General features: G+C 70.2%; 27 protein-coding genes. 15 read left to right on the top strand and 12 right to left on the bottom strand.

Annotation, left to right across the window (positions count from 1 at the left end):
• Positions 1 to 19 precede the first annotated feature (19 nt).
• On the bottom strand, positions 20 to 601 hold the full coding sequence (locus tag ABD357_RS31120; RefSeq protein ID WP_344394352.1) for an RNA polymerase sigma factor: 582 nt from the start codon (positions 599 to 601) through the stop codon (positions 20 to 22).
• A 438-nt stretch (positions 602 to 1,039) separates the two neighbouring features.
• On the opposite strand from ABD357_RS31120, the gene ABD357_RS31115 reads away from it, so the two are divergent.
• Both ABD357_RS31115 and ABD357_RS31110 read left to right on the top strand, forming a co-directional pair.
• Complete coding sequence (locus ABD357_RS31115) at positions 1,040 to 1,414, top strand: STAS domain-containing protein (RefSeq protein ID WP_344394351.1); 375 nt, start codon at positions 1,040 to 1,042, stop codon at positions 1,412 to 1,414.
• Positions 1,415 to 1,669: 255 nt separating this feature from the next.
• On the top strand, positions 1,670 to 2,182 hold the full coding sequence (locus tag ABD357_RS31110; RefSeq protein ID WP_344394350.1) for an EF-hand domain-containing protein: 513 nt from the start codon (positions 1,670 to 1,672) through the stop codon (positions 2,180 to 2,182).
• Here the strand turns inward: ABD357_RS31110 and ABD357_RS31105 are convergent.
• Complete coding sequence (locus ABD357_RS31105) at positions 2,166 to 3,683, bottom strand: class I adenylate-forming enzyme family protein (RefSeq protein WP_344394349.1); 1,518 nt, start codon at positions 3,681 to 3,683, stop codon at positions 2,166 to 2,168. The two genes, ABD357_RS31110 and ABD357_RS31105, sit on opposite strands and share 17 nt — an antisense overlap.
• 158 nt (positions 3,684 to 3,841) lie before the next feature.
• On the opposite strand from ABD357_RS31105, the gene ABD357_RS31100 reads away from it, so the two are divergent.
• From ABD357_RS31100 to ABD357_RS31085, 4 genes are all read left to right on the top strand, one after another.
• Positions 3,842 to 5,035, top strand: coding sequence for an amidohydrolase family protein (locus tag ABD357_RS31100; protein WP_344394348.1), 1,194 nt, complete (start codon positions 3,842 to 3,844; stop codon positions 5,033 to 5,035).
• Positions 5,036 to 5,050: 15 nt separating this feature from the next.
• Positions 5,051 to 6,205 (top strand): acyl-CoA dehydrogenase, encoded by a 1,155-nt coding sequence (locus ABD357_RS31095; protein ID WP_344394347.1) that lies wholly within the window; start codon positions 5,051 to 5,053, stop codon positions 6,203 to 6,205.
• A 9-nt stretch (positions 6,206 to 6,214) separates the two neighbouring features.
• Entirely contained in the window at positions 6,215 to 7,090 is an 876-nt protein-coding gene (locus ABD357_RS31090; protein WP_344394346.1) for an acyl-CoA dehydrogenase family protein, read from the top strand.
• Positions 7,091 to 7,576: 486 nt separating this feature from the next.
• Positions 7,577 to 8,134: an ATP-binding protein gene (locus ABD357_RS31085; protein WP_344394345.1), complete on the top strand. Its 558-nt coding sequence runs from the start codon at positions 7,577 to 7,579 to the stop codon at positions 8,132 to 8,134.
• A 453-nt stretch (positions 8,135 to 8,587) separates the two neighbouring features.
• On the opposite strand, the gene ABD357_RS31080 is transcribed toward ABD357_RS31085, so the two are convergent.
• Positions 8,588 to 9,514, bottom strand: a complete 927-nt coding sequence (locus ABD357_RS31080; RefSeq protein ID WP_344394344.1) for a cyclase family protein — start codon at positions 9,512 to 9,514, stop codon at positions 8,588 to 8,590.
• A gap of 98 nt (positions 9,515 to 9,612) precedes the next feature.
• Here ABD357_RS31080 and ABD357_RS31075 point away from each other — a divergent pair, with 98 nt between their 5' ends.
• Genes ABD357_RS31075 through ABD357_RS31065 form a run of 3 tightly spaced genes read left to right on the top strand, consistent with a single transcriptional unit; the run spans position 9,613 to position 12,777 of the window.
• The gene (locus ABD357_RS31075; RefSeq protein WP_344394343.1) at positions 9,613 to 10,527 is read left to right on the top strand and encodes an SDR family NAD(P)-dependent oxidoreductase; all 915 of its coding nucleotides are present in this window, start codon (positions 9,613 to 9,615) and stop codon (positions 10,525 to 10,527) included.
• A gap of 24 nt (positions 10,528 to 10,551) precedes the next feature.
• Complete coding sequence (locus ABD357_RS31070; protein WP_344394342.1) at positions 10,552 to 11,718, top strand: acyl-CoA dehydrogenase family protein; 1,167 nt, start codon at positions 10,552 to 10,554, stop codon at positions 11,716 to 11,718.
• 9 nt (positions 11,719 to 11,727) lie between these two features.
• Positions 11,728 to 12,777, top strand: coding sequence for a Zn-dependent alcohol dehydrogenase (locus tag ABD357_RS31065; RefSeq protein WP_344394341.1), 1,050 nt, complete (start codon positions 11,728 to 11,730; stop codon positions 12,775 to 12,777).
• Between the two features lie 27 nt (positions 12,778 to 12,804).
• Here ABD357_RS31065 and ABD357_RS31060 read toward each other — a convergent pair whose 3' ends face one another.
• Positions 12,805 to 13,809 carry a GlxA family transcriptional regulator gene (locus ABD357_RS31060; RefSeq protein ID WP_344394340.1) on the bottom strand — a complete coding sequence of 335 codons (1,005 nt, stop codon included), beginning with the start codon at positions 13,807 to 13,809 and terminating at the stop codon, positions 12,805 to 12,807.
• 71 nt (positions 13,810 to 13,880) lie between these two features.
• Here ABD357_RS31060 and ABD357_RS31055 point away from each other — a divergent pair, with 71 nt between their 5' ends.
• Positions 13,881 to 15,209: an MFS transporter gene (locus tag ABD357_RS31055; RefSeq protein WP_344394339.1), complete on the top strand. Its 1,329-nt coding sequence runs from the start codon at positions 13,881 to 13,883 to the stop codon at positions 15,207 to 15,209.
• Here the strand turns inward: ABD357_RS31055 and ABD357_RS31050 are convergent.
• The 7 genes from ABD357_RS31050 to ABD357_RS31020 form a co-directional block, all read right to left on the bottom strand.
• On the bottom strand, positions 15,196 to 15,594 hold the full coding sequence (locus tag ABD357_RS31050) for a PIN domain-containing protein (RefSeq protein ID WP_344394338.1): 399 nt from the start codon (positions 15,592 to 15,594) through the stop codon (positions 15,196 to 15,198). The genes ABD357_RS31055 and ABD357_RS31050 overlap by 14 nt on opposite strands.
• Positions 15,591 to 15,860 (bottom strand): hypothetical protein, encoded by a 270-nt coding sequence (locus ABD357_RS31045; RefSeq protein ID WP_344394337.1) that lies wholly within the window; start codon positions 15,858 to 15,860, stop codon positions 15,591 to 15,593. Before ABD357_RS31045 ends, ABD357_RS31050 begins: the two co-directional genes overlap by 4 nt.
• A 91-nt stretch (positions 15,861 to 15,951) precedes the next feature.
• A complete protein-coding gene (locus ABD357_RS31040) occupies positions 15,952 to 16,572 on the bottom strand; it encodes a flavin reductase family protein (RefSeq protein WP_344394336.1) in 621 nt (206 codons plus the stop codon).
• 92 nt (positions 16,573 to 16,664) lie between these two features.
• The gene (locus tag ABD357_RS31035; RefSeq protein ID WP_344394335.1) at positions 16,665 to 17,549 is read right to left on the bottom strand and encodes an enoyl-CoA hydratase/isomerase family protein; all 885 of its coding nucleotides are present in this window, start codon (positions 17,547 to 17,549) and stop codon (positions 16,665 to 16,667) included.
• Between the two features lie 193 nt (positions 17,550 to 17,742).
• Positions 17,743 to 19,968 carry an acetate--CoA ligase family protein gene (locus ABD357_RS31030; RefSeq protein ID WP_344394334.1) on the bottom strand — a complete coding sequence of 742 codons (2,226 nt, stop codon included), beginning with the start codon at positions 19,966 to 19,968 and terminating at the stop codon, positions 17,743 to 17,745.
• A 520-nt stretch (positions 19,969 to 20,488) separates the two neighbouring features.
• Positions 20,489 to 21,703 carry a flavin-containing monooxygenase gene (locus tag ABD357_RS31025; protein WP_344394333.1) on the bottom strand — a complete coding sequence of 405 codons (1,215 nt, stop codon included), beginning with the start codon at positions 21,701 to 21,703 and terminating at the stop codon, positions 20,489 to 20,491.
• A 182-nt stretch (positions 21,704 to 21,885) separates the two neighbouring features.
• Entirely contained in the window at positions 21,886 to 22,275 is a 390-nt protein-coding gene (locus tag ABD357_RS31020) for a cupin domain-containing protein (RefSeq protein WP_344394332.1), read from the bottom strand.
• 139 nt (positions 22,276 to 22,414) lie between these two features.
• Here ABD357_RS31020 and ABD357_RS31015 point away from each other — a divergent pair, with 139 nt between their 5' ends.
• The 4 genes from ABD357_RS31015 to ABD357_RS31000 are packed head-to-tail and all read left to right on the top strand — an operon-like array spanning position 22,415 to position 24,138.
• Positions 22,415 to 22,864 carry a DoxX family protein gene (locus ABD357_RS31015; protein ID WP_344394331.1) on the top strand — a complete coding sequence of 150 codons (450 nt, stop codon included), beginning with the start codon at positions 22,415 to 22,417 and terminating at the stop codon, positions 22,862 to 22,864.
• Entirely contained in the window at positions 22,864 to 23,283 is a 420-nt protein-coding gene (locus ABD357_RS31010) for a Zn-ribbon domain-containing OB-fold protein (protein ID WP_344394330.1), read from the top strand. Before ABD357_RS31015 ends, ABD357_RS31010 begins: the two co-directional genes overlap by 1 nt.
• Before the next feature lie 31 nt (positions 23,284 to 23,314).
• The gene (locus ABD357_RS31005; protein ID WP_344394329.1) at positions 23,315 to 23,920 is read left to right on the top strand and encodes a GNAT family N-acetyltransferase; all 606 of its coding nucleotides are present in this window, start codon (positions 23,315 to 23,317) and stop codon (positions 23,918 to 23,920) included.
• Between the two features lie 32 nt (positions 23,921 to 23,952).
• Positions 23,953 to 24,138 carry a type II toxin-antitoxin system Phd/YefM family antitoxin gene (locus ABD357_RS31000; protein ID WP_344394328.1) on the top strand — a complete coding sequence of 62 codons (186 nt, stop codon included), beginning with the start codon at positions 23,953 to 23,955 and terminating at the stop codon, positions 24,136 to 24,138.
• 36 nt (positions 24,139 to 24,174) lie between these two features.
• Here the strand turns inward: ABD357_RS31000 and ABD357_RS30995 are convergent, their stop codons facing one another.
• Positions 24,175 to 24,831, bottom strand: coding sequence for a pyridoxine/pyridoxamine 5'-phosphate oxidase (locus tag ABD357_RS30995; RefSeq protein ID WP_344394327.1), 657 nt, complete (start codon positions 24,829 to 24,831; stop codon positions 24,175 to 24,177).
• A gap of 126 nt (positions 24,832 to 24,957) precedes the next feature.
• Here ABD357_RS30995 and ABD357_RS30990 point away from each other — a divergent pair, with 126 nt between their 5' ends.
• Positions 24,958 to 25,827 (top strand): GNAT family N-acetyltransferase, encoded by an 870-nt coding sequence (locus ABD357_RS30990; RefSeq protein WP_344394326.1) that lies wholly within the window; start codon positions 24,958 to 24,960, stop codon positions 25,825 to 25,827.
• The last annotated feature ends 10 nt before the right edge of the window (positions 25,828 to 25,837 follow it).

Raw genomic sequence — 25,837 nt, 5'->3', positions numbered from 1 at the left:
CCGAAGTGGTCCGCGTCGTTCACCGTCCACCCCCGTCTTCGGGCTGTGCCCCGGACGGTCCGCTGTCGTGGGCGGTGGCCAGCAGCTGGAGGCCGAGACGCAGCCGGCGGCGGGCCTCGTCCTCTGTGACGTCCAGGTCGGCGGCGGCCTGGCGATAGTCGCGGCGCTGTACGTACGCCAGGTCCAGGGCGGCGCGCAGCGGGGCGGGCATGGCCGTGACGATGTAGTCGGCGCGGGCGGCCACCGAGGCGCGTCGCACCCTGCTCTCCAACTCCTCCGTGCTGCCCGGGCCGCCACCGGCGAGTGCGGCGGTCTCGGTCTCCCGAAGGCGCTGCACGGCGAGACGGTGGGTCAGCGTGGCGATCCAGGAGCGGAGGGGGCCCTGCCTGGGGTCGTACGCGTCCGGGTTCTCCCAGGCGTGGGCGAACACCTCGCAGGTGACGCTGTCGGCGGCGTGTTCGTCTTTGAGTACGCGATGGGCGAGTGCGTGCACAAGTGAAGAGAAGCGGTCGTAAAGCTCACCGAGCGCGGCAGCCTCCCCCCGTGTGAGCCGCTGCTGCATCTTGCGGTCCCAGCGGGGTGGCGTGTCCCTGTCGGCCATGCGGCCTCCTCACCCCCGGTCGTGCCCGGCACGTGTCCCTTGTTCACCGGTTTCTCGTCAGTTTCCCGTCCCCGGCATCTTCCCGAATGTAGTCGGCGGCCCTGACGGCGCATGCCCCTTTACGGCAATGCGCGTTCCTGAGAGGGCCGCGGATGGTAGTGCTCTCCTTACGCTGTGCATGCGCCTACCCTTTCTCGTTCTGATCAGACAGGATCGAAGTAGACCGCGTACGACCGAAACGGGGCGCCCGGGACGCAATTCGTTTCAGGATCCGGGTGTTTCACGGAGCGAAGGCCGGGCAGCCGCGCACCCAGGGAAGTGTAGGAATCACTTCCGCTTCTGTTCCCGGGTCTTTGATGACCTGTCGGGATATAGGGACCTTTGGGGCGCGGATCGGGCCCGATTCGGGGTCAGCAACGTCGAGGGAGAGGCAGGCGCGTGACGCTCAGGGTGACCGACGGCGAGCAGGGCGGCTGGGCCGTGCTCCAGGTGACGGGCGAGATGGATCTGGTGACGTCACCGGTACTGCGCCAGCGCGTGCACGACGCCGTGGCCGACGGCCGCCGCAGCCTCGTACTCGACCTCTCCGAAGTGCTGTTCTGCGACTCCAGTGGCGTCGGCGTACTCATAGCCACCCGCCGGCTGATCCGCTCCTGCCAGGGCCGTCTCCGCCTCATCCTCCCCGCCCAGGGAGCGGTGGACGGTTCACACGTCAACCGCGTCCTCGGCGCCCTCGGCGTCCGCCGCCTCTTCGACGTCTACCCGGACGTCGGCGCGGCCGTGGACGACGAGTCGAGCCCACTGTCGGCGTGAGGCCCTTCGGACCGATCCTGTTCGGACCGATCCTGTTCGGGCCGACCCCCGGGGACGGTTTCTGTTGGCGTGATCTTCGTCACGCGTGAACGTCCACCGCCACCGAGATATCGCCCTTGAAACTTCGCGACGCCGTTGTCGCGGAATTCCCCCGGTCTTGGCACAAGCGTCGTTTTCCGCTCCTCGGGAGCCCTCGGCGTCGTACGCTCCCTGCCAGACGCACCCCATCTGATGTGTAAGGCGGCCTGAAAAGACATGGTCAGCACCGAGTACGAGCGACGGATCGCCGCCCGGTTCGCCACCTTCGACCAGGACGGCAACGGCTACATCGACCGCGAGGACTTCAGCGCGGCGGCCAAGGCGCTGCTCGCCGAGTTCGATACGACGGCCCGGTCCGACAGAGGACAGGCCCTCTACATCGGCGCGGAGGCCTTCTGGCAGGGCATGGCCGGGATAGCGGACCGGGACGGCGACCAGCGGATCACCCGCGAGGAGTTCGTGAACGGCGCTGTCAAGCGGCTGCGGGACAACCCGGACCGGTTCGCCGAGATCGCCCGCCCGTTCCTGGACGCGGTACTCGCCGTGGCCGACAGCGACCAGGACGGCGCGGTGACGGTCGATGAGACCGCGCGCGTCCTCAAGGTCCTGGGCGTCCCCGAAGGCATCGCCACCACCGCGGCCCGCGCCCTCGACGCGGACGCCGACGGCCGCATCACCGAGCCGGAAGTCGTGACCGCCTTCGCCCGCTACTTCACGGTGCCGGAGTAGTCGATCCCGAAAAACGCTCCCTCAGCTTGTACTTGAGGACCTTCCGCAGCGTCTCGTTGCGCGGAAGGGCGTCCACCACCTCCAGCTGCTCCGGCAGCTTGTGCACGGACAGCCCTTCCGCGCGGAGATACGAAGTCACCGTCTCCAGCGTCAACGCCGAGGCCCCAGGGGGCTGTTCGACCACCGCGCAGACCCGCTCCCCGCGCTCGGCGTCCGGCAGCCCGATCACCGCGGCGTCGCCCACGCCCGGATGCCGGTGCAGCAGATCCTCGATCTCCTTGGCCGAGATGTTCTCGCCCTTGCGGATGATGACGTCCTTCAGGCGTCCGGTGAGGACCAGATGGCCGCTCTCCGTGAGATGCCCGAGATCCCCGGTGATCAGAAAACCGTCCTCGTCGAAGGCCTCGGCGGTCTGCGCCGGGTCCAGATAGCCCTGGCAGACGGCTTCCCCGCGCAGCCGCACCTCGCCGTCCACGATCCGTATCTCCATGCCCTCCGGAGGCCGCCCCTCGGTCGTCGCGAGGTCCTCGGGAGTGTCGTCCGGCGACCCCATCGTGATCATCGGCACCTCGGTCATGCCGTACCCGTGCGTGAGCTGAACCCCCAACTCGCGTACGACGGCGTGGTGCACCTCGGGCGGCTTCGGCGCCCCGCCGCCCGCGAGCAGCCGCAGCGTCGGGATGATGGGAGTGCCGGGCTGCTTGCGCTGTTCGGCGAGGAACATCGAGTAGAACGCCGTCGACCCGCCCGCCACCGTCACCCCGTGCTTGCGATACCCCTCCAGGGATTCCGGCAGCGCGAACTTCTCGAAGAGCACCGCCGGGAACCCGTACAGCAGCAGCATCACCAGATAGTCCGGGCCGCCGATGTGCGCGAAGGGAAACGCGATCGAGCCGACGTCGTCGGCCGAAAGACGCAGCGCGTGCGCGAGACACGACCCGCCCGCGATGAGGGAACGGTCCGTGTGCAGCACGCCCTTGGGGTCGGAGGTCGTGCCCGAGGTCCAGTAGATCCAGCGCACCTCGGTGCCGTCGGAGGGCGGCGGAGGCAGTACGTCCGGATCGCCGTCCGGGAGGGAGTCGTACGCCTCGAAAACGCCCCGCGCCCCGATACGGTGTGCCATCGCCGTGTAGTCGAAGCCGCGCCACTCGCCCGGCACGGCGAAGTACGCGGCCTCGGACTCCCGCACCGCGAAGGCGACTTCACGGTCCCGGTAGAAGGGGATGACCGGAGACTGCACGGCCCCGAGCCGCGCCAGGGCCATGGCCAGCAGCACCGTCTCGATCCGCGTCGGTAGCTGCCAGGCGACGACCGCGCCGGGCCGCACACCCATGCCGTACAAGCCCGCAGCCGCCAGCTCCGCCCCAGAACGCAGCTCCTCGAAAGTGAGGGTGCGGTCGTCCTGGAGGAGGACGGGACGGTCGGGCGTGAGCGCGGCACGGCGTTCGACGAGCTCCCAGAAGGTGCGCGAGGTACCGAGGGCGTGCGCGGTATCAGTCACGACGGCTCCCCAAGAGGCCTAAAACTGACGGTGAGTCAGATCGTAGGCAGGAGCGTAGGCCGCGCCGCCTTGTCGGTCCAGGGGTGCGAAGCTAGCCTTATTTCTGACGGTCCATCAGATACGGGCCTCGCACCCGCCCGCCGGAGGGGACTGAACCCATGACCGAACTGCCTCGGATCATCAGCGTCGACGACCACGTCATCGAGCCCGCGCACCTCTTCGAGACCTGGCTGCCGAAGAAGTACCAGGACCGCGGGCCGAAGCCGCTGACCGCCGGCATCGGGGAACTCGCGTACGTGGGTGGCAAGTACCAGATCACGATGGACCCGGACGGACCGCCGGCCGACTGGTGGATCTACGAAGACCTCAAGTTCCCGTACAAGCGCAATATCGCGGCCGTCGGCTTCGACCGCGACGAGATGACGCTGGAGGGCATCACGCGCGCGGAGATGCGGCCGGGCTGCTGGGACCCGGTCGAGCGCATCAAGGACATGGAGGCCAACCATGTCGAGGCCAGCCTGTGCTTCCCCACCTTCCCGCGCTTCTGCGGGCAGACCTTCGCCGAGGCGCACGACAAGGAAGTGGCTCTGGCCTGCGTGCGCGCGTACAACGACTTCATGGTCGAGGAGTGGTGCGGCGACAGCGGCGGCCGCCTCATCCCGCTGTGCATCATCCCCCTGTGGGACATCGACCTCGCGGTCGCCGAGATCAAGCGGAACGCGGCCCGCGGCGTCAAGGCGGTGACCTTCTCCGAGATCCCCACCCACCTGGGGCTGCCGTCCATCCACTCCGGCTACTGGGACCCCTTCTTCGCGATCTGCCAGGAGACCGGAACGGTCGTCAACATGCACATCGGGTCCAGCTCCCAGATGCCCGCCGCCTCCCCGGACGCGCCCCCCGCCGTCCAGGCCTCGCTCAGCTTCAACAACGCGATGGCCTCGATGATGGACTTCCTGTTCAGCGGCGTCCTGGTGAAGTTCCCACAGCTCAAACTCGCCTACTCCGAAGGGCAGATGGGCTGGATTCCGTACGCCCTGGAGCGTGCCGACGACGTCTGGGAGGAGCACCGGGCCTGGGGCGGCGTCCGGGACCTGATCCCCGAGCCCCCGTCGACGTACTACTACCGGCAGATCTTCTGCTGCTTCTTCCGCGACAAGCACGGCGTCGCCTCGCTGGACGTGGTCGGCCGCGACAACGCGACCTTCGAGACCGACTACCCGCACGTCGACTCGACCTTCCCGCACACCAAGGAGGTCGCCCTCGACCATGTGAAGGGCCTCGACGACGAGACGGTCTACAAGCTGATGCGCGGCAACGCGATCCGCATGCTGGACCTGGACTTCGACAAGTAGACGAGCGGACGCGTCATGGACCTCGCGTACACGCCCGAAGAGGAGGAGTTCCGCGCGCGGCTGCGTGAGTGGCTGGGCAAGGTGCTCCCCACACTGCCCCCGAAGCCGTCCCCCGACGACTGGCCGGCCCGGCGCGCGTACGACCTCGGCTGGCAGCGCATGCTGTACGACGCCGGGTACGCGGGCCTGCACTGGCCCGTCGACGCGGGCGGCCGAGGAGCCACCCCGACGCAGCATCTGATCTTCCTGGAGGAGACGGAGAAGGCGGGCGCCCCCTACGTAGGGGCCAATTTCGTCGGCCTGCTGCACGCCGGGCCGACCATCGCGGCCGAGGGCACCGCCGAGCAGCGGGCGCGCTGGCTGCCGCCCGTGCTGCGCGGCGAAGAGGTGTGGTGCCAGGGATTCAGCGAGCCGGACGCGGGCTCGGACCTCGCGGCGTTGCGCACGCGCGCGTGGCGGGACGGCGACGACTACGTAGTGAGTGGGTCCAAGATCTGGACCTCTCATGCGGAAGTCGCCGACTGGTGCGAGCTGTTGGTGCGTACGGATCCGCAGGCGCCCAAACACCGCGGCATCTCCTGGCTCGCGATGCCGATGGACGCCCCGGGGGTCACGGTCCGCCCCTCGCGTACGCTCGCGGGCTCCACCGAGTTCGCGGAGGTCTTCCTCGACGAGGTGCGGGTGCCGGTGGCGGGCCGGGTCGGCCCCGAGAACGACGGCTGGCGCGTGACCATGGTGACCCTCTCCTTCGAACGCGGCACCGCCTTCGTCGGCGAGGTCGTGGCCTGCCGTCGCGTACTGGGCGAACTCGCCCGCGAGGCGCGGAAGAACGGCCGCTGGGACGACCCGGTGCTGCGACGCCGGCTGGGCAGGCTGAACGCCGAGTTCCGCGCCTTGTGGCGGCTGACGCAGTGGAACGTCGCTGAGTCCGAACGGACCGGTGGCGTCCCGGGCATCGGCGGTTCGGTTTTCAAACTGAGGTACTCGCATGCGCGGCAGGAGCTGTACGACACGGCCGCCGACGTCCTCGGCCCCGAGTCCCTCGACCTGTCCGGCGAGTGGACCCTGGACCGGCTGTCGTCCCTCTCGTACACCATCGCGGCCGGCACCTCACAGATCCAGCGGAACATCGTGGCCGAGCGGATCCTGGGCCTTCCGAAGGGACGGTGACCTCCCGACATGCGCTTCCAGCTCACGGAGGACCAGCGGGCGTTGCAAGCAGGCGTACGCGAACTCCTCACCCGCCGCTTCGGACGCGAACAGCTCCGGGCCGCGCTGGACACCCCGGGCCTCGACCGCGAACTGTGGCGCGAACTGGGCGAGGCGGGATTCTTCGCGCTGCGGCTCCCCGAGGCGGACGGCGGTGTCGGACTCGGGCTGCCGGAGGCGGTCCTGGCCTTCGAGGAGGCGGGCCGCGCCCTGCTGCGCGGCCCTCTGGTGGCCACGCACCTGGCGGCCGGCGAGGTCCCGGGAGCAGCCACCGGCGAGTGTGTCGTCGCATCCGTGGACGGCACCCTCGTGGAGTGGCTGGACGAGGCGGACGTCGTACGCGGGGACATGACGGGAGCGGTCGCGATGCGCTCGGCGGACCCGCTGACGCCCCTCCACAGGGTGCCCAGGGCCGCCCCCGCCGACCCCGTGGCGGCCCTGCTCACCGCCGCCGAGCAACTCGGCTCGGCGGCCCGTACCTGTGAGCTGGCCGTGCAACACGCCCGGACGCGCGAGCAGTTCGGGCAGCCGATCGGGGCCTTCCAGGCGGTCAAGCACCTGTGCGCGGAGATGCTGGTGCGCGTTGAAGTGGCTCGCGTGGCGGTGTACGCGGCCGCCGTCACGGCCGACCCGCTCGATATCGCGGCGGCCGGACTGCTCGCCGACGAGGCGGCCGAACAGGGCGCCCGAGACTGCCTCCAGGTGCACGGCGGCATGGGCTTCACATGGGAGTCCGACGTGCACCTTCATCTGAAACGGGCCTGGCTGCGGGCCCGGCGAGGCCGCGGCGCGGCGGACGCCGAGGAGGCACTCGCGGAGGAACTGCTGTCCCCTTCGGCGCGGTAGGCGAGCACCTTGAACGGCCCCCGCCCGAACCGTTTGTCGCCGATCGTGGCATCCCGAAACGGACTGATGCCGCGGAATGTGGCATACCGGAATTACCGTGCGTCGATATCGGGTTGTGTCCGAGGTGTGACTCGTCACGGCCTGGAGTCGGCGGTGTGCTCCGGTACCTTGTGTGGGATGCGAGTGGTTCTGAGGCCGAGCCGTCCCGGTGTTGCCCCTGAGGCGGCTCCGGATCCGGCGGTGCGCCGCCCTCGCAGGGCGGGATCAAGCCCCGGTCCAGCCCGTTCGACTCCCCGTGACGAGCGTCGCACAGTATGCCGTACGCATACTCCTTCGCGCTGGAATATGCCCGAAGCGCTTGTTGGGGTGACTGTACGTCAACCATGCTGTCACGCAAGGGAATCACGTTCCGTGATCCCTGTTTTGCCCATGATCGTGGCCCTCGGTCACGAGGCGATGTGTCCGCCGGTTCGGATGGTGTGAACGGTGCAGGTGCTTCAAGTGCAGCTGGAGATCCGGCCCGACCCCGCAGAGGTGGGGCGAGCCCGGAGATGGGTCCGTTCGCGGATCGCCGGGTCGGCCATAGGAGTCGATGAGCCGCTGGCCGAGACGCTGATCCTGCTCGTCTCCGAACTGGTCACCAACGCCGTGGTGCACACCGGCAGTCCGGCTGTACTGCGTCTGTCCCTGCCGGGTGCGGCGACCGACGCGGGGGCGGGGGACGGTACTTCGGCGGAGGCCGCCAAAGCCGCCACCGTCCGTCTGGAGGTGGCCGACACCAGCGCCCGCCCGCCACGCCCCCGCTGCGCCGACGGCGACGAGACCAACGGCCGCGGCCTGGCCCTCGTCGACGGCCTCGCCGACCGCTGGGGCTGGAGCCCCGAGGGGGCGGGCAAACGCATCTGGTGCGAGGTGGACCGCAGTTCGGCCTGCAGCGCGGCCACGGCGACGTCCGACGCGGCTCCAGCGGCGTACGAGGGCGGCACAGCGGCGTACCGGGGTGGCGCGACGGCGTACGAGGACCTGGCGTACGAGGCGGTCTGAGCGGGCGTGCGGCCATCGCGCCCCGAGGGGGCCGCAGGCCCCTCAGGGGCGCGGGGAACTGCGCGCCAAGCCACGACGGACCCGCAGCCTCGAAACGCGCTACCCGGCGGAGCGCCAGTGCGCCGGTCAATGCCTCCGTACGTGCACTCACAAATCGGTCGTAAGTGATGAATCTCCGAACAGGTGTTGACGTGGCGTGTCCGTTTGATCACGCTTGTGGTCAGCGATTCGCCGTGAGGGGACGACGAGGGTTTCGGTGACGGGGAGCCCTCGACGAGTGCGGGTCGTGATTCGGCGTCGGCTCCTACAGGGCCACGGGGTGTCCTCGCTCGAGCGGGGGTCGTCCGAGGGGCAGGGCGGGTACGCCGGAGCCGGATGGCGGCGCGCAGTGCCGTGCTCGGGGCAGCGGAGCGCGCCGCCAACCGATCAGTGCGACACCGTATCGGTGCGAACTCAGAGAATGGCGACCGGCGCCACGGGGGTACCCGTGCCGCCGACGAACGGTTCGGGCATCGCCGACAGCAGGAACGTATGGCGTGATTCTTGTCCACAAGCTGTGGACAACTCTTCGAGATTCCAGTTCTGACCCTGGAGCATCCCCATCTCGACGAGATCGAGGGCATGGACGGGCAGCCACAACCCTTCTATTTCCGGCGGAAACACCTCAAAGGTGAGGGTGTCGTTGGCGACCGCCGCGACGTCGCGCGCGTGAAACCACTCCGGAGTACGGACGGACAGCCCGGGCGAGGGGTACGCGTACGCGTGCTTGTCGCCCGCCAGGTAGAGCTGAATCTGTCCGGTGCGTACGAGAACGATGTCACCGGAGCGCACACGGACGCCCGCGAACTCCTCGGCCGCCTCCAGGTCCTCCGGCGTCACCGCGTGATCGCCCGCCAGGCGATCCACCCCGCGCGCGCGAGCCACGTCCAGCAGGACGCCCCGCGAGACGATGTGCCGGGGCTTGTCGATCCCGCTGAACTCGGCGCCGGCGTGCGCCGTGACGGTGCCGGCCGGGCGGCCGTTGTAGATCATCCCCGAGTGCGAGACATGGGTGAGCGCATCCCAGTGGGTCGCCGCCTGCAGCCCCATCGTCACGGCGTCGTCGCTGCAGGCGACCGTGCCGGGACCGAAGATCTCCTGGTTGATCTGCACCATGGCATGCAGGGGGTTGACGCGCCCCGGGATCATCCCCGTCTGTACGCCGTCCTGCTGGAGCGGGAGCGCGAGCGGGATACGACGGCCGGTGCAGACGGCCGCGGCGGCCTCGCGTACAACCTCCTCGCTGATCAGGTTCAGTGTGCCGATCTCGTCGTCGGTGCCCCAACGGCCCCAGTTGTTCACGCGCTTGGCGATCTCGTGGAACTCGGCCGGCAGTGACATCGGGCCTCCCCGGGGCTTGTCTCCAGGTATCTGACGGGTCGTAGAATCTCACTGGATCTAACGGTCCGTCAGAAACTGCGGGACGGGAAGGGGCCGGTGTGGGGAACTTCTTGGCAGACAAGGTCGTCGCCGTGACCGGAGCGGGGCGGGGCATCGGACGCGCCGTCGCGCTCGCGGCAGCCGCCGAGGGAGCGCGGGTCGTCGTCAACGACTACGGAGTCTCCGTGGAGGGCGGTTCACCGGCGAGCGACGTCGCCGACGCCGTCGTGAAGGAGATCCTGGCGGCCGGGGGCCAAGCGGTCGCCGTCGCCGACGACATCTCGACGATGGCGGGAGGACAGCGCGTCGTCGACGCCGCGCTGTCGTCGTACGGGCGGCTCGACGGAGTCGTGTGCGTGGCCGGGATCCTGCGCGAACGCATGCTGTTCAACATGTCCGAGGACGAGTGGGACCCCGTCCTCGCCACCCACCTGAAGGGCACGTTCACGGTCTTCCGGGCGGCCTCGGCGGTGATGCGGAAACAGGGCTCGGGCGCGCTGATCGGCTTCACCAGCGGTAACCACCAGGGGTCCGTCTCCCAGGCCAACTACAGCGCCGCGAAGGGCGGGATCATCTCGCTGGTCCGGAGCGCCGCGCTCGGCCTGCACAAGTACGGGGTTACCGCCAACGCGGTGGCACCCGTCGCCCGTACGCGGATGTCGGCGAACGTACCCATGGAGCTCAAGGAGATCGGCGAACCGGAGGACGTGGCCGCTCTGGTCGTCTACCTGCTGTCGGCCCGTGCCCGCGACGAGGGGATCACCGGGCAGGTCTACACGATCGCCGGGCCCAAGATCGCGGTGTGGGCGCAGCCGAGGGAGCTGCGGGCGGCGTACGCGGAGGGCGCGGGCTGGACTCCGGAACGGATCGCGGACTTCCTGCCGGGGACGGTGGGGGTGGATCCGATGCCGATGCTGGAGCAGTTGGAGGCGATGGCCCGGGCGGCTTCGGAGAAAGCGCGGCCGAACGCATGAGAACGCACAAGGGGTTGGGGACCTATGGAGTTCGGGTTCGGCGCTGAGGACGAGGCCTTCCGGAGTGAGGTACGGGCCTGGCTGCGTACGCGCCTTGCCGGCAACCTGCCCCGGCGGGAGTGGGAGCGGGAGCTCGGGCGGGCCGGCTGGATCGGGCTCGGATGGAGTGCCGACGGCTATGGCAACCGCACGGCGAGTCTCGTCCAACAGGTCGTCTGGGCCGAGGAGTACGCCCGCTCCGGCGCCCCCGCCCGGTCGGGTCACATCGGGGAGAACCTGCTGGCTCCGACGCTCCTCGCGCATGGTTCCGAGGAGCAGAAGAGCCGCTTCCTGCCGCCGGTCGCCCGTGGTGAGGAACTGTGGTGCCAGGGGTACAGCGAGCCGGGGGCGGGGTCGGATCTCGCCGGGGTGCGCACCGCGGCCGTACGCGACGGGACGTCGTACCGGGTGACCGGCCAGAAGATCTGGACCTCCCTGGCCCATGAGGCGGACTGGTGCTTCGTGCTGGCCCGTACCGAGCCGGGGTCGCGCCGGCACCACGGGCTGAGCTTTCTGCTGGTTCCGATGGACCAGCCGGGGCGGATCGAGGTGCGGCCGATCCGGCAGATGACGGGGACCAGTGAGTTCAACGAGGTCTTCTTCGACGGGGCGCACGCGCGCGTGGAGCACGTTGTCGGGGGCGAGGGGCAGGGCTGGCGGGTCGCGATGGGGCTGCTCGGCTTCGAGCGGGGGGTCTCGACGCTGGCCCAGCAGGTGGGCTTCGCACAGGAGTTGGGGCGGGTTCTGGAGACGGCAGTCGCCACGGGCGCGGCGGACGATCCCGTCGTGCGCGATCGTCTGGTGCGGCAGTGGGCCGAGCTGCGGACGATGCGGTGGAACGCGCTGCGGACCCTGGGAAGTCGGGGCGGTTCGGAGCCGGAGGCACCCGGGGACGCGGGGGCTCCCAGCGTCGCCAAGCTGCTGTGGGGCGGCTGGCATCAGCGGCTCGGCGAGCTGGCGATGCAGGTACGGGGCGCCGAGGCGACGGTCGGGCCGGCGGACTGGGCGCCTTCAGCACCGTACGAACTGGATGCCCTGCAGCACCTGTTCCTGTTCAGCCGGGCCGACACCATCTACGGCGGCTCGGACGAGATCCAGCGCACCATCATCGCCGAGCGCGTGCTCGGTCTGCCGAGGGAACCGAAGGGCTGAGGTGGCCATATGCGGGGCGTGATCTTCGACGGGAAGCAGGCCCAGGTCGCGGATGACCTGGAGATACGGGACGTGGGGCCGGGCGAGGTGCTGGTGGCGATCTCGGCGGCGGGGCTGTGCCACAGCGACCTCTCGGTGGTGGACGGGACCATTCCGTTCCCCGTTCCCGTGGTGCTCGGGCATGAGGGCGCGGGTGTGGTCGAAGCGGTTGGCGCGGGCGTCACGCATGTCCGGCCCGGAGACCATGTGTCGCTCTCCACGCTCGCGAACTGCGGTGCCTGCGCGGAGTGCGACCGGGGGCGGCCGACGATGTGCCGCAAGGCGATCGGGCGACCGGGGCGGCCGTTCTCGCGGGACGGCCGGCCGGTGTACCAGTTCGCGTCCAACTCGGCCTTCGCGGAACGCACGTTGGTGAAGGCCGTCCAGGCGGTCCGCATCCCCGAGGACATTCCGATGTCCTCCGCGGCACTGATCGGCTGCGGGGTGCTCACGGGCGTGGGCGCGGTACTGAACCGCGCACGCGTCGACCACGGGGACAGCGTGGTGGTGATCGGTACGGGCGGGATCGGGCTGAACGTCATCCAGGGGGCCCGTATCGCGGGCGCGTCCACGATCGTCGCCGTGGACGCGAACCCGGCGAAGGAGGCCGCGGCGAGGCAGTTCGGCGCGACGCACTTCCTGACGTCGACGGAGGGCGTGCGGGACATCCTCCCGACGGGCGCGGACCACGCCTTCGAGTGCGTGGGCCGAGTCGAACTCATCCGCCAGGCCGTCGACCTGCTCGACCGCCACGGCCAGGCGGTCCTGCTGGGCGTCCCCCCGGCCACCGCGGAGGCGTCCTTCCTCGTCTCCTCGATGTACCTGGACAAGTCCATCCTGGGCTGCCGCTACGGCTCCTCGCGCCCACAGCGGGACATCGCCCGGTACGCCCAGCTGTACCGCGAAGGCCGCCTGCTGCTGGACGAGCTGGTGACGGCGACGTACCCGGTCGAGGACTTCGAGAAGGCGAAGGCGGACGCGGAGGCGGGGCGGGTGGCGCGGGGGGTGCTGACCTTCTGACTCCTGGCGCCGAGGTCTTCGTCCGCGTCAACTCCCGCTGCCGACACGGCCGTTGTCCGATCGGAACGTACGCCGGTACACGCTCGGTGTGATCCCGAGCGCCGCCTGGAGGTGCTGCCGCATCGACTGGGCCGTGCCGAAGCCGGCGTCGCGGGCCACCTGGTCGATGGAGAGGTCGGTGGACTCCAGGAGGTGACGGGCGCGTTCGACGCGCTGCTGGGTGAGCCACTGGCCGGGGCTGATGCCGGCCTCCTCGCGGAAACGGCGCGTGAAGGTACGTACGGACATGGACTCCTGCTCCGCCATGTCGCGCAGCTGGATCGGTTCGTGGAGGCGGGCCAGCGCCCAGGCGCGGGCGGCGGTCGTGGTCGCCACCTGCGGCTCGGGCACCGGCCGCTGGATGTACTGCGCCTGCCCGCCGTCACGGTGCGGCGGGACGACGGTGCTGCGTGCCACGTCGTTGGCGACGGCGGCGCCGTGATCACGGCGTACGAGATGGATGCACAGGTCGATCCCGGACGCGACCCCGGCGGAGGTGAGGACGTCCCCGTCGTCGACGAAGAGCACGTCCGCGTCGACCTTGATCTTCGGAAAGAGCCGCTGGAAGTGCTCGGCGTGGAACCAGTGCGTGGTCGCCGGGCGGCCGTCGAGGTAGCCGGCGGCGGCCAGGACGTAACCCCCGGTGCAGATGGAGACGAGGCGGGTGCCGGGCCGGATGCGGCCGAGGGCGGCGGCCAGTTCGTCGGTGAGTACGCCCTCCTCGAAGACCGGGCCGAGTTCGTACGAGGCGGGTACGACGACGGTGTCGGCCGTGGCCAGCGCCTCGGGACCGTTCTCGACGAGCACGGCGAAGTCGGCGTCCGTCTCGACCCGGCCGGGCGGCCGGACCGAGCAGGTGACGACCTCGTACAGCTGCCGCCCCTCGGCGGTCCTGGCGCGGCCGAAGATCCGCTGCGGGATGCCCAGTTCGAAGGGAAGGAGTCCGTCCAGGGCGAGGACGACGACCCGGTGCCGAGCCTGATAACCACTCATGGCCCGATCCTAACGAACACTGTCCTTCGGGCCACTCGATCGCGGTCATCGCAGCACAGATGCTCTTTGGCGTGACTCAGACGACCGAAGCCTCAGCCGTCCAGGACCAGGAGTCCGAGAGCGAGAGAAAGCGGCGCCGCACGCGCGTGCACCGTGCGTGGTTCGTCGCCGCCGTCACCTTCGTGACGATCCTCGGCGCTGCGGCCTTCCGCTCCCTGCCGGGCCTGCTCATCGACTCGCTGCACCAGGAGTTCCACTGGTCGCGCGGCACGATCGGGCTCGCGGTGTCCGTCAATCTCGCGCTGTACGGGCTCACCGCGCCGTTCGCCGCCGCTCTGATGGACCGGTTCGGGATCCGCCGGGTGGTCGCGGTCGCGCTGCTCGTGATCGCGATCGGCTCGGGCACGACCGTGTGGATGACGGCGGCGTGGCAGCTGATCCTGTGCTGGGGGCTGCTGGTCGGGCTGGGGTCGGGTTCGATGGCACTGGCGTTCGCGGCGACGGTCACCAACCGCTGGTTCACCGAGCGGCGCGGACTGGTGACGGGGATCCTCACGGCGGCGTCGGCGTCGGGTCAGTTGATCTTTCTGCCGCTGCTGTCGTGGATCGTCTCGGAGCACAGCTGGCGTCCCGCGGCCGTGACGGTGGCGCTTGCGGCCCTCGCCGTCGTCCCCTTCGTATGGCTGCTGCTGCGGGACCATCCGGCGGACGTGGGGCTGAAGCCGTACGGTGCACCGGAGTTCGTGGAGAAGCCGCCGCCCGTGCCCGGCGCCGCCCGCCGCACGGTGAACGTCCTCTTCTCGGCGGCCCGCACCGGCCCCTTCTGGCTGCTGGCCGGCACCTTCGCGATCTGCGGCGCGTCGACTAACGGCCTGATCCAGACGCACTTCGTGCCCGCCGCCCACGACCACGGCATGCCGATCACGGCGGCGGCTTCGCTGCTGGCGGTCATCGGGGTCTTCGACGTCCTCGGCACGATCGCTTCCGGCTGGTTCACCGACCGCTTCGATCCGCGGCGGCTGCTGGCCGTCTACTACGCCCTGCGCGGCGTATCGCTGCTGTTCCTGCCGATGCTGCTGGCGCCCTCGGTGCAGCTCCCGATGGTCTTCTTCATCGTCTTCTACGGCCTCGACTGGGTGGCCACCGTCCCGCCGACCCTCGCCCTGTGCCGCGAGCAGTACGGCGACGACAGTGCGATCGTCTTCGGCTGGGTCCTGGCCTCCCACCAGGTGGGCGCGGCCCTTGTCGCCTTTCTCGGCGGCGTCGCCCGCGACACCTTCGGCTCGTACGACGTGGTCTGGTACGCGTCCGGGGCGCTGTGCGCGGCGGCGGCGCTGATGGCGCTGGTGATCCGGAGGAGGCCGGGGGTGAGGGTCGGCCTCGCGGTCACACCCGGATGACCTGGACGCCGGGGAAGGCGGTGAAGCCGGCGTCTTGGGTGATGACGGGGAGGTCGTGCATGCGGGCTGTGGCCGCGATCCAGGCGTCGTTGACGCGGGATTTGGGCATCGGTCGGCCTGCCTTGGCGATTTCGGTCATCATCTGTGACCACACGGAGGCGACGATGCGATCGGGGGCGAGCACCGTATATCTCGACGCGACCGTGAGGGTGGCCAGGCGGCGGGCTCGCGTCGCGTCGTCGCGCGAGGCCAGGACGCCCAGGGACAGCTCAGCCAGGGTGACCGGAGAGATGAAGATGTTGCGCGGGAGCGGAGAGGCCATGGTGCGGCCGACCTCGCGGGCCACGAAGACCGACGTGTCCGCGAGTGCGTAGGTGGCGCTCATGAAGCGGCTTCGTCTCCGCTCTCGGTGTATTCGTCCGAGCCGGAGAACAAGGCGTCGATCTCGTCCAGCATCTCCCGGTCGATGCCTCCGCCCGATTCCCAGAACTCAATGAGCTCCTCGGCGCGCATGGGGCGGTCATACCGCTCGAGTACGTGGATGACCTCGCCGTGGTCGGTGACCTCGATGGGGCCGGGTCCCGCGACGAGGCGGGTCATCACGCCGGGCTCATTGAGCTCGGACATCTCGATCCGTGTTGGTTCGCTCATGCCTCGACAGTAAGCCGACCCACACGCACAGTGACAACCCTGGTCCTACGAATCACTCTCACTGATGAACGGCTCCCGGGAAATCCCCGCTTCAGTCGCTCAAGCGTCCGAACCGCCCCCGATGAAACAGCAAAGGCGTCGCGCCGTTCCCGTCGGTCGTCCCCAACGCCTCCACCCGCCCCACCACGATCAGATGGTCCCCACCGGTGTGCACGGCGTGGATCGTGCAGTCGATCCAAGCGAGCGCCCCGTCCAGCCGCGGCGACCCGGACGCCGGCGCCGCGTCATAGGCGACGCCCGCGAACTTGTCCGCCCCGCTCACCGCGAACCCGCGGCACAACTCACCCTGGTGCGCCCCCAGTACGTTCACGCAGAACACGCCCGCGCGAGCGATCCGCGGCCACGTCGTCGACGTGCGACCGGCCATGAACACGACCAGCGGCGGATCGAGCGAGAGGGAGGAGAAGGACTGGCAGGCGAAGCCGGCGGGGCCGTCCTCGCCGTCGGCGGCGGGGGCGGTGACAACGGTCACCCCGGTCGCGAAGTTCCCCAGTACGCGCCGGAATTCGGCCTGATCGACCGGCGCCCGCTCATCGTCCCCGACAGCCCGCAGATCCGGCCGCGGCAAGGCCTCCACGGGTCCCGCGACGGTGGCGGCCCCGGCCGACCTGAGGTAGCGGACGGCAGCGGCGGCCATCCCTGCGTGTCCCATCACGCCTTCCATTGAACCTGACGATCCGTCAGATAGGAACCCTCCAAGCCCCCTAGGAACACTCCAACCTCCCCCAGGAACCTTCCGAACCCTCAACGCCCGCTGAACTCGGCCCCGCGCCGCTCCACGAACGCCGCCACCCCTTCCTTCGCATCCGCCGTCGTCATATTGATCTCCTGCGCGGCGGCCTCGGCGGCGAACGCGGTGGCACGGTCGGTGTCCAGGGAGGCGTTCACGAGCTGCTTCGTCAGAGCGAGGGCCCGGGTCGGCCCCGCGGCGAGGCGCTCGGCCCACTCGCGGGCCGTCTTCTCCAGTTCCTCGGCCGGTACGACACGATTGACGAGCCCGAGGCGTTCCGCGTCCGCGGCACTCAGCGCGTCGCCGAAGAACATCAGCTCCTTGGCCCGCTGCGGTCCGATCAGCCGGGGGAGGAGGTACGCGCCGCCCCCGTCGGGGACCAGACCACGCCGTACGAACACCTCAACGAACCTGGCCCCTTCGGCGGCGAGCACCAGGTCGCAGGCGAACGCGAGGTGCGCGCCGATTCCCGCCGCGGTGCCGTTCACCGCTGCGATCACCGGTTTCTCGCAGTCGAGGACCGCGGCGATGAGGCGCTGGGCGCCGAGACGGATGACCCGGGCAACATCGCCGGCGACCCGTTCCGTGGCGACCGGCCCGCCGCGCAGGTCGGCGCCCGCACAGAAACCGCGGCCCGTCGCGGTGAGGACGACGGCCCGTACGTCCGGGTCGGCGGAGGCTTCGGAAAAAAGTTGGATCAGGCGTTCTCGCTGTTCAGAGGTGATGGCGTTCATCGCCTCGGGCCGGTTGAGGGTGATCCACGCGACCTGATTGTCAGTGGCGTGCCGTACCAATGACTCGAGGGAAATTTCGGGGCCGGAGCGCTGGTCGGGACCGGCGCTCCGGGACGAGCGGGATGAGTCAGGGGATTCGCAGGATTCACGGGGGGAGTCGGACATGGGGGTGCTCCGTTTCGTACGGGGGATGAAGGGCGCCGTGCGCGAAACGTGCGGTGCTGTACGTGGGACCGCCAGCGCCGTATGTGGGATCGTCGGCGCCCTACGCGGGACCGTCGGCGTCGTACGCGGGGTCGCGGGAGCCGTGCGCGCGGCTGCGTGGACGTGGGGGTGGCGATGGCGAGGGCCGCTTGTCTCAGCGGCACACCGCCATCGCGTCCAGCGCGACGGCCCCTTGCCCCCTGGGCAGCACCATCAGCGGGTTGATGTCGAGCTCCGCCAGCTCGCCGTCGAGTTCGAGCGCCATGCGCTGCACCCGGAGCACGACCTCGACCAGCGCGTCGAGGTCGGACAGGGGGCGCCCGCGGACCCCGTCGAGCAGCGCCCGACCGCGCAGCTCGCCGAGCATGGCCCGCGCCTGCTCCTCGCCGAACGGCGGCACGCGTACGGCCGTGTCCCGCAGCACCTCCACGAGCACGCCGCCGAGCCCGACCGTCACGGTCGGCCCGAACAGATCGTCCTGCGTGACGCCCACGACCATCTCGACTCCGGGATCGACCATCTGGCACACCAGGACCCCGTCCAGCGAGACACCTTCGTAGCGGGCGATGTCGGTCAGCTCACGGTAGGCGTCGCGGACCTGACTGGCGGAGGTCAACCCGACCTTCACCAGACCCAGTTCGGTCTTGTGGGCGAGCTGCGCGCCGGAGGCCTTCATCACGACGGGGTAGCCGACGAGCCCGGCCGCCCGCACGGCCGCCGCCGCGCTGGTCACCAACTGCTCGCGCGGTACGCGGATTCCGTACGCCCGCAGAAGCTGCTTCGCCGCGTGCTCGCTCAGCTGCTGTCCCGGCCGCATCAGCGCCTGCGCCTTGCGGAAGGAGGGCGAGGGCGTGCGCGGCGCCTCGTCGAAGGGGGAGCGGTACGAAGCGGTGAAGCGGGCGTGGTCGAGGTGGGCGCGGACAGCCGTGATGCAGTTCGCGAAGGTGCGGAAGGTGGCGACGCGGGAGGACCCCAGCAGGGTGTCGCGGTACGCGGACTCGGTGCCGACCGGCGATCCCCACACCACGCACACCAGCTTGTCCGTCTGCTCCGCCGCGTCCACCAGGTCCTGCGCCAGCTGGTCGCTCATCGGCGGGAAGGGCCCGGTGATAGGGCAGATGAGCACGCCCACCGCCGGGTCGTCGAGGATCGCGTCGATGATTTTGCGGCCGCGCCAGTCGCCCACGGGGTGGCCGCCGTTGTCGACGGGATTGGCGACGTCGAGGTACTCCGGTATCCACTGGTGCAGCTCGGCCTGCTTGGCGTCCGACAGCCGGGGCAGAAGCAGACCCGCCTCGGTCGCCAGGTCCGAGAAGTGCGCGCCCGTGCCGCCCGAGATCGAATACACGACGACACCGTCGGCGCTCAAGGGGCGGGCGCGGGCCAACAGGGCCGCGGTGTCCTGGAGTTCGTCGAGTCCGTCGACGCGGATCACGCCGTACTGCCGCATCGCCGCGTCCACCACCGCGTCGGCGCCGGTCAGCTTGCCGGTGTGTGAGGCGGCCGTGCGGGCCCCGGTCTCGGTGCGGCCGACCTTGACCGCGACGACGGGGACACCGCGCCGGGCGGCCCGGTCCGCGGCGAGCATGAAGGCGCGGCCGTCCTTCAGCCCCTCGACGTAGCAGGCGATGGCGCCGACCTCCGGCTGCTCGGCGAAGTAGGAAATGAAGTCGGCGGTCTCCAGGTCGGCCTCGTTGCCGGTGGGCGCCCAGTGCGAGAGCCGTACGCCCAGCTCCTGCATCGTGAAGACGGGACGCCCCTGGTGCCCGGACTGGGTGATCAGCGCGATCGCCGGCCCGTCCAGGTCGTCGCGGAACTTCTCGAAGGCGTTGAGGTTTGTGTTCGGTCCGAGCAGCCGCAGCCCGGAGCGCTCCACGGCGGCGGCGAGGCGGGCCTGCGCGGCGGCGCCCTCCGCTCCGGTCTCGGCGAAACCGGAGGCGAAGGCGACCGCGAACTTCACCTTGGTCTCGGCGAGTTCCTCGATCACAGGGAGGGGGTCGGAGACCAGCACCACGGCCAGATCGACCTGTTCGGGCAAGCCTGCGACAGAAGGGACGCAGGATATGCCGAAGACGGACTGACGGGTGGGGTGCACCGGGTGCAGCCGGGCACCGACACGCTCGGCCCAGGAGAGCAACTGCCTGGTGATGCCGGTGTTCGGCCGCCCCTCGGCATCCGAGGCGCCGACGACGGCCACGGACTCGGGGCGGAAGAAGCGGTCGAGGTCGGGTACGCCGGCGTACAGCGGCCGGCCGCTGACGTCGAGATCGTCGGTGTCGGCCGGCCTGCCGTGCACGGCAGGCGCCGGTTGCTCGCCGCAGGCGATGACCCGGGCCCGGCGGGAGTCGGTGGTGAGGGTGCCGTGGGTTGATCCAAGCATCGGTCCGCCCGCTCCTGTGTGACTGCCAATAACTGACGCTGTGTCAGATTACTGAACTGACGCCACGTCAGGAACCGGCCTGCATGCAAAGAACTTGTGGCGGACACATGGTTGGTACCCGCGACGGTCGTCAGGGGAACGTGGGCGGACGGCATCCGGGGTGCGCCAAGCGCTCCGCTGGAATTGCAGTGATGAGGCTGCGGGCCGGTGGGGGCTGGGCGCTCCCCACGCTCGGCTTCGCTCGAGCGGGGGACCCCATGAGCGGGGGACCCCATGAGCGGGGGACCCCCACGGGGCGCCGTACCGCACCGGACCTCACCAAAACGCTTGGGCGGCCCCGGATGCCGGGTGCGCGGGCCGACTGGAGTGTCGGCTGGGTCGGCTTGCCCCGGACGCGCCGGAGTGAGCCGGGCCGGTCAGCCCTCGGACGCGCAGGACGCGCAGCACGCGGAAGTGCGTGCCCGCGTCGGATGGGTCAGCCCTCGGATGCGTCAGAGGGCGCCCCGCCTCCGCGCCCCCGCTAGCTCCGCGCCCCCGCATCCGCCTGGGCAGTTGCCTTCACAATCGCCTTCGCGATCTTCTGGGCGTCCAGGGCGAGTTCGCGGAGCATGCCGCTGATGGGGTTGGTGAAGCCGGTGAAGTAGAGACCGGGGGCGTTCTTCGGGGTGTGGGCGCCGTGGACGACCGGGCGGCCGCGTTCGTCCAGGACGCCGAGGTGGCCGACGAGGTCCTCCAGGGCGCGGCGATAGCCGGTCGCGGCGATGACGACGTCGGGGCCGATCCGGTCGCCGCTCGCGAGGACGACCTTGCCGTCCTCGAAACCGTCGACGGCGGCCACGATCTCGACCTGCCCCTTGCGTACGGCGTCGATCAGGCCGACGTCCTGCACCGGGATCGAGCCTTCGTTGACGCGGGAGTAGAGCCCGGTGTCGGGCCGGGGCAGGCCGTGGGCCGACAGATCCGGCACGCTGATCTTCCCCACCGGACCGGCCAGCCGGTCCACCCAGGCGACCGGCAGCCGGCGTACGAGAATCCCGGTGCGCTGGGCGGGCCACCCGGCCGTGGACCGGCGCAGGATGTGCGGCGCGGTCCGCACCGAGAGCCGTACGCGCGAGGCCCCGCCCTCGATGAGGTCGACGGCGATCTCGGCACCCGTGTTGCCGATGCCGACGACGAGGACGTCGCGGCCGGCGTAGGGGGTGGCGTTGCGGTACTGGCCGGCATGCAGCAGCTCGCCGCTGTACGCGTCGCGGCCCGGCCAGTCGGGCACGTGGGGCGTGTGGTTGTAGCCGGTGGCGATCACGACCGCGCTACCGGTCAGCGCGCGCCCGCCGGTCGCCCGCAACAGCCAGCCGGTGCCGTCCGCGGCGGGCTCCACGCGGGAAACCTCCACCCCGGTCACGACCTCGAGCTCGTGGTGCTCCGCGTATTTCTCCAGATACCGCACCACGTTGTCCCGCGAGACCCAGCGCCCGAACGAGCGCGGCATCGCCAGGCCCGGCAGGGACGACAACCGCCGGGTCGTATGCAGATGCAGCCGGTCGTAATGCCGCCGCCAGGACGCCCCGACATGCTCGGATCTCTCCAGTACGACGGCTCGTACACCCTGGGCGCGCAGGGCGTACGCCGCGGAGAGTCCGCCCGGGCCGCCACCGATGACGTACACGGGTCGGTCTTCGTGGGAGGGCACCGCGTGGTGCGCCGGAGAACGCGTCGCGTCGGAAGAGTCGGCCATGTGCCAGAGCGTATTCACCACGTCACTTGATGGGTATCGGTCAAGCCCGGAATCGATTGCGAATCGATCACGGCTGTGGGGAGAGTGGGTGGGATTCGTGGCGCGGGCGCCTCGGAGTGTGGGGCCGATGAGGCGCGTGAAGAGTCACGAGGCCGGGTCCGCCACTGCACGGGCCCTCCCGCTCATGCACTCGACGCCGTGTGCTCCTCCTGTGGCACCGCGTACCCGGGAACGGACGGCCACCGCACGGTCAGCACCACCGACTCCTCCTCAGCGACCCAGGAGTGGTCCACTCCGTGGCCCCATACGACGTAGTCGCCCTGGCGCTCCAGCAGAACGCTGCGGCCGGGAAGCTCGACCCGGAAGCGACCGCTGATGAGTACCAGCAGGGCCGTGCGTTCCTCGCCCCGCACCCACTGCGCTCGCTTGTCGCCGCTGGGGTGGACACCCCACTTGATCTCCACGGCGTCGCTCTGACGAGGATCACCCGCGTCCTTGAAGTGCCCGAGCAGCCACCCGCGGTCCAGCGCCGCGTCCTTGCCCGCGTTGCCCACGTACACGCCGTCGCCCATGCGGCGGAACGCTAACACCGGCCGACCGGGCCCCCTTGGCCGGGCATGGGCAGAGTCTCGCCGCCTCACGGTCTTGCGTGACCGGCGCACATCCGCTGAACTGACGTATCGTCAGATTCCTTCGACCGCAGGGAAGTCCATGGACACGATCTGGCTCACCGGTGCGGAATGGGTCGCCGTGCTGCGTATCGGACTCGGGCTGTGGTGGCTGGAGAGCTGGCGGCACAAGGACAAGAAGGGGTGGTTCGAGCGGGGGACGGGGATCGCCTGGGCGGCGGATGTCGCGGCGAAGCACCGTTGGACCGCCGTGCGCAGCGGCTTCGACGTCGTCGTGGCGCCTCGGCCGAGGGCAATGGCGTACGTCGTCGTGTATGCGGAACTCGCCCTGGGGCTGGGACTGATCGCCGGATTCCTGACCCCGATCGCCCTGGTCGGCGGCCTGCTCCTCAATCTCCTCTACCTCGTTCTCATGATCCACGACTGGGCCGAGCAGGGGCAGAACTCGATGATGGCGCTGATTTCTCTGGTGGCCCTCTTCGGGATGTCGTGGCAGACGTGGTCGCTGGACAGCGCGTTGGGGCTTTTCTGATGGGGGCGGCGCGGTTCGATGTGCCGGAGGTGGATGCCTTCACGCGCGTCTACTGGGAGGCGGCCGGGCGAGGTGAGTTGCTCCTACGGCGGTGTGGTGGGTGCGGTCGGGCCCACCACTACCCGCGCGAGTTCTGCCCGTACTGCTGGAGCGAGGACGTGGCCTGGGAGCGGGCGAGCGGGCGCGCCACGCTCTACACCTGGTCCGTCGTCCACCGTAACGATCTCCCGCCCTTCGGCGGTCGTACGCCGTACGTCGCCGCCGTCGTCGATCTAGCCGAAGGGCCGCGGATGATGACCGAGGTGGTGGAGTGCGGGGAGAGCGCGCTGCGGGCCGGGATGGGTCTTGAGGTGACGTTTCGGGAGGCGGGAGAGGGTGCGGGGGAGGTCGTCGTGCCGGTGTTCCGGCCCCGGGTGTGAGGCGTGGAGACGTACGGGTTTCAATGGAGCGATGGCCCGGTTTCGCACGCGGTTCCTCGTCAATCCGTTCCCCGAACTACGCGGCTACGGACTGCGGTTGTGCTCCTGGGACCCGGAGTCCGACCGTGATGTCGAAGCGTGGCTGCGCGGCAGGACCGACCCGGAGTTCCAGCGCTGGAACTCGCCGCTCAGGAAAGTCACCAACATCGACGGCGCCCGGGCCGCGCTCCTCTCGCGGGCCGAGAGCGCGGCGGACGGCAGCGCGGCCTCCTTCCGCGTCACGGACGCGGACACCGGCGCGACACTCGGCCACATCGGCGTCAACGAGATCGACACCGTCACACGCTGCGCCCGCGTCGGCTACTGGGTCCTTCCAGAGGCTCGCGGTCACCGGGTCGCCACGTGCGCACTGGCGCTCGCCTCCCGGTGGGCCCTCACCGAACTCAGCCTCCACCGCCTTGAGTTGGGCCACGCTCTCGGCCACGACGCCTCCTGCCGCATCGCGAACCGCTGCGGCTTCCTTCCCGAGGGCACCCTGCGCGACGCGATGTTCGAGGAGGGCCACCGCGACGCGTTCCGGGACGTGCACCTGCACGCGCGGCTCGCCACGGATCCGGAGCCTGCCGCTCCGCGATGAAGCGCCGGGTGCGAAGAGGGCACACTTGCCTCATGAAGATCATCTCCCGCCGGGAGTTCGAGCACGATCCGGATCCCGTCATCGCCGACGTCGAGGCCGGTGAGACCTACCTGATTACGCGTGCGGGCCGAGCGTTCGCCGAACTCCGACCGCCCGGGTCCCGGCGCGTCACGGATGGGAAGGAACCCGACCCGGAGAACGAAGTCTCCGCCCGCTGACGGTCGCCGACGCGCTGGGCGATAGCCCCTCCGCCCTCACGGCCACAGCAGCTGCCTGACCCAACCCTCGTCCATACGGCGATAGTCGAGCCGTATGTGCCGTCGCCGTGCGTCCCCCTGAAAGAACTCCACCTCGTCCGGTTGGACGCGGTACAGGGTCCAGGAGGAGACCTGGGCGTCCGGCTCACGCTGCGCTCGTTCCCAAGCGGCGTCCGACGCTCGCCCCAACTCCCCGACTGAGCCGAGAACTTCGCTCTGGTGGCCGACCAGGGCCGCTGCCAGGGCGCCGGTGGATCGGGCGTGCAGGTCTGCCTGGGATTCCTCCGGTGAAGCGAGCGTCACCGGGCCGCGTACGCGTACCTGGCGGCCCTGCACGGGCCAGTAGAAGCCGAGTGCCGCGTATGGACGGGTGGCCAGGTGGCGGCCCTTGCGGCTGGTGGCGTGGGTGGCGAAGGACCAGCCGTTCGTGTCGGCGCCGTGCAGCATCACCGTGCGGACGTCGGGCAGACCGTCCTCGTCCGACGTCGCGAGCGACGTGGTGTGCGGCTCGGTCTGACCGGCCGCCACGGCTTCCGTGAGCCAGCGCACGAAGAGGGGCAGGGGCTCGTCGGGTGCCTCGGACAGGTCGAAGGCGGGCAGCTCGGTGTCCCACACGCGCAGGGAACGCAGAAGCTCGTGAAGATCCGTTTCCATACGGTGAGTATCGCTCGACGAGAGAGCGGGAGATCGGGAGCGGGAGATAGGGAGCGGGGAAGACCGGCGGCTCGGGTCCGGCGTAAATCGCGAGCGTGGTGGGGGTGGTCCACGGGACCATTGCGTATGGATTCCGTTTCGCCCGACTGGCACACCACCCGTGACCTCGAGGTCTTCCTCGACCGCGCCGGGAGTTTCCTGCGCTCGGAACCCGCCCTGCACACAGTGCAGTTGACGGTCACGGACGCGCTGGGCAGGTCGGGGTCGGCCGCGTTCGGGGCGGAGGCGCCGTACTTCGCGTGGCTCGCGGGCCGGGACGGTGCCGTACGGGCCACCGCTCTCAGGACACCGCCGTACGAACTGAATCTCACCGCCACGACCCCCGAGGCCGCCGACGCCCTCGCCGCACGGCTCGCGGAGGCCGGCCATACGCTCCCGGGCGTCAACGGCCCGGCGCACACGGCCGCGGATTTCGCGGCCGCATGGGAACGCCGTACCGGGGCGACCGCCGAGCTCACGATGAGCCAGCGGCTCTACCGGCTCGGCACACTCACACCACCCGAGCCCGCCCCGGCCGGCAGAGCAAGGGTCGCGGCGGGGGACGACCGTGTGCTGGTCGCGCGGTGGAAGGCCGAGTTCTCCACGGCGGCCGACGGGCGGCCCATGCGCGACCCGGACCGCTGGGCCGAGGACCGGCTCGCCCGCGGCGGCATCACGTTCTGGGAGACCCCGGAGGGCACACCCGTCTCGATGGCGGGCGCCCTACCGAAGGTCGCCGGGCAGATCCGTATCGCGCCCGTCTACACACCTCCCGCTCTGCGGGGCCGCGGTTACGCCGCTGCCGCCACCGCCGCGGTCAGCCACGCCGCGCAGGCCGCAGGGGCCGACGAGGTGCTGCTCTTCACCGACCTCGCCAATCCGACCAGCAACGGGCTGTATCAGCGGATCGGTTATCGGCCGGTACGGGACTTCGCCCGCCACACGTTCCGTACGTGATGTTTCGTAC

It is taken from the genome of Streptomyces vastus, from assembly GCF_039532825.1.
GTDB lineage: Bacteria > Actinomycetota > Actinomycetes > Streptomycetales > Streptomycetaceae > Streptomyces > Streptomyces vastus.
The sequence above is the reverse complement of the archived record's forward strand: the minus strand, read 5'-3'. Positions and strand labels throughout refer to the sequence as shown.

Excerpts from the sequence above, each read along its gene's own strand:
- ABD357_RS31080 (WP_344394344.1), bottom strand. The coding sequence starts at position 9,514 with ATGTCACTGCCGGCCGAGTTCCACGAGATCGCCAAGCGCGTGAACAAC.
- ABD357_RS31015 (WP_344394331.1), top strand. The coding sequence starts at position 22,415 with ATGGACACGATCTGGCTCACCGGTGCGGAATGGGTCGCCGTGCTGCGT.
- ABD357_RS31005 (WP_344394329.1), top strand. The coding sequence starts at position 23,315 with ATGGCCCGGTTTCGCACGCGGTTCCTCGTCAATCCGTTCCCCGAACTA.
- ABD357_RS31020 (WP_344394332.1), bottom strand. The coding sequence starts at position 22,275 with ATGGGCGACGGCGTGTACGTGGGCAACGCGGGCAAGGACGCGGCGCTG.
- ABD357_RS30990 (WP_344394326.1), top strand. The coding sequence starts at position 24,958 with ATGGATTCCGTTTCGCCCGACTGGCACACCACCCGTGACCTCGAGGTC.
- ABD357_RS31120 (WP_344394352.1), bottom strand. The coding sequence starts at position 601 with ATGGCCGACAGGGACACGCCACCCCGCTGGGACCGCAAGATGCAGCAG.
- ABD357_RS31025 (WP_344394333.1), bottom strand. The coding sequence starts at position 21,703 with ATGGCCGACTCTTCCGACGCGACGCGTTCTCCGGCGCACCACGCGGTG.
- ABD357_RS31090 (WP_344394346.1), top strand. The coding sequence starts at position 6,215 with ATGCGCTTCCAGCTCACGGAGGACCAGCGGGCGTTGCAAGCAGGCGTA.
- ABD357_RS31050 (WP_344394338.1), bottom strand. The coding sequence starts at position 15,594 with ATGAGCGCCACCTACGCACTCGCGGACACGTCGGTCTTCGTGGCCCGC.
- ABD357_RS31065 (WP_344394341.1), top strand. The coding sequence starts at position 11,728 with ATGCGGGGCGTGATCTTCGACGGGAAGCAGGCCCAGGTCGCGGATGAC.
- ABD357_RS31040 (WP_344394336.1), bottom strand. The coding sequence starts at position 16,572 with ATGGGACACGCAGGGATGGCCGCCGCTGCCGTCCGCTACCTCAGGTCG.
- ABD357_RS31095 (WP_344394347.1), top strand. The coding sequence starts at position 5,051 with ATGGACCTCGCGTACACGCCCGAAGAGGAGGAGTTCCGCGCGCGGCTG.
- ABD357_RS31010 (WP_344394330.1), top strand. The coding sequence starts at position 22,864 with ATGGGGGCGGCGCGGTTCGATGTGCCGGAGGTGGATGCCTTCACGCGC.
- ABD357_RS31035 (WP_344394335.1), bottom strand. The coding sequence starts at position 17,549 with ATGTCCGACTCCCCCCGTGAATCCTGCGAATCCCCTGACTCATCCCGC.
- ABD357_RS30995 (WP_344394327.1), bottom strand. The coding sequence starts at position 24,831 with ATGGAAACGGATCTTCACGAGCTTCTGCGTTCCCTGCGCGTGTGGGAC.
- ABD357_RS31030 (WP_344394334.1), bottom strand. The coding sequence starts at position 19,968 with ATGCTTGGATCAACCCACGGCACCCTCACCACCGACTCCCGCCGGGCC.
- ABD357_RS31100 (WP_344394348.1), top strand. The coding sequence starts at position 3,842 with ATGACCGAACTGCCTCGGATCATCAGCGTCGACGACCACGTCATCGAG.
- ABD357_RS31070 (WP_344394342.1), top strand. The coding sequence starts at position 10,552 with ATGGAGTTCGGGTTCGGCGCTGAGGACGAGGCCTTCCGGAGTGAGGTA.
- ABD357_RS31045 (WP_344394337.1), bottom strand. The coding sequence starts at position 15,860 with ATGAGCGAACCAACACGGATCGAGATGTCCGAGCTCAATGAGCCCGGC.
- ABD357_RS31110 (WP_344394350.1), top strand. The coding sequence starts at position 1,670 with ATGGTCAGCACCGAGTACGAGCGACGGATCGCCGCCCGGTTCGCCACC.
- ABD357_RS31000 (WP_344394328.1), top strand. The coding sequence starts at position 23,953 with ATGAAGATCATCTCCCGCCGGGAGTTCGAGCACGATCCGGATCCCGTC.
- ABD357_RS31060 (WP_344394340.1), bottom strand. The coding sequence starts at position 13,809 with ATGAGTGGTTATCAGGCTCGGCACCGGGTCGTCGTCCTCGCCCTGGAC.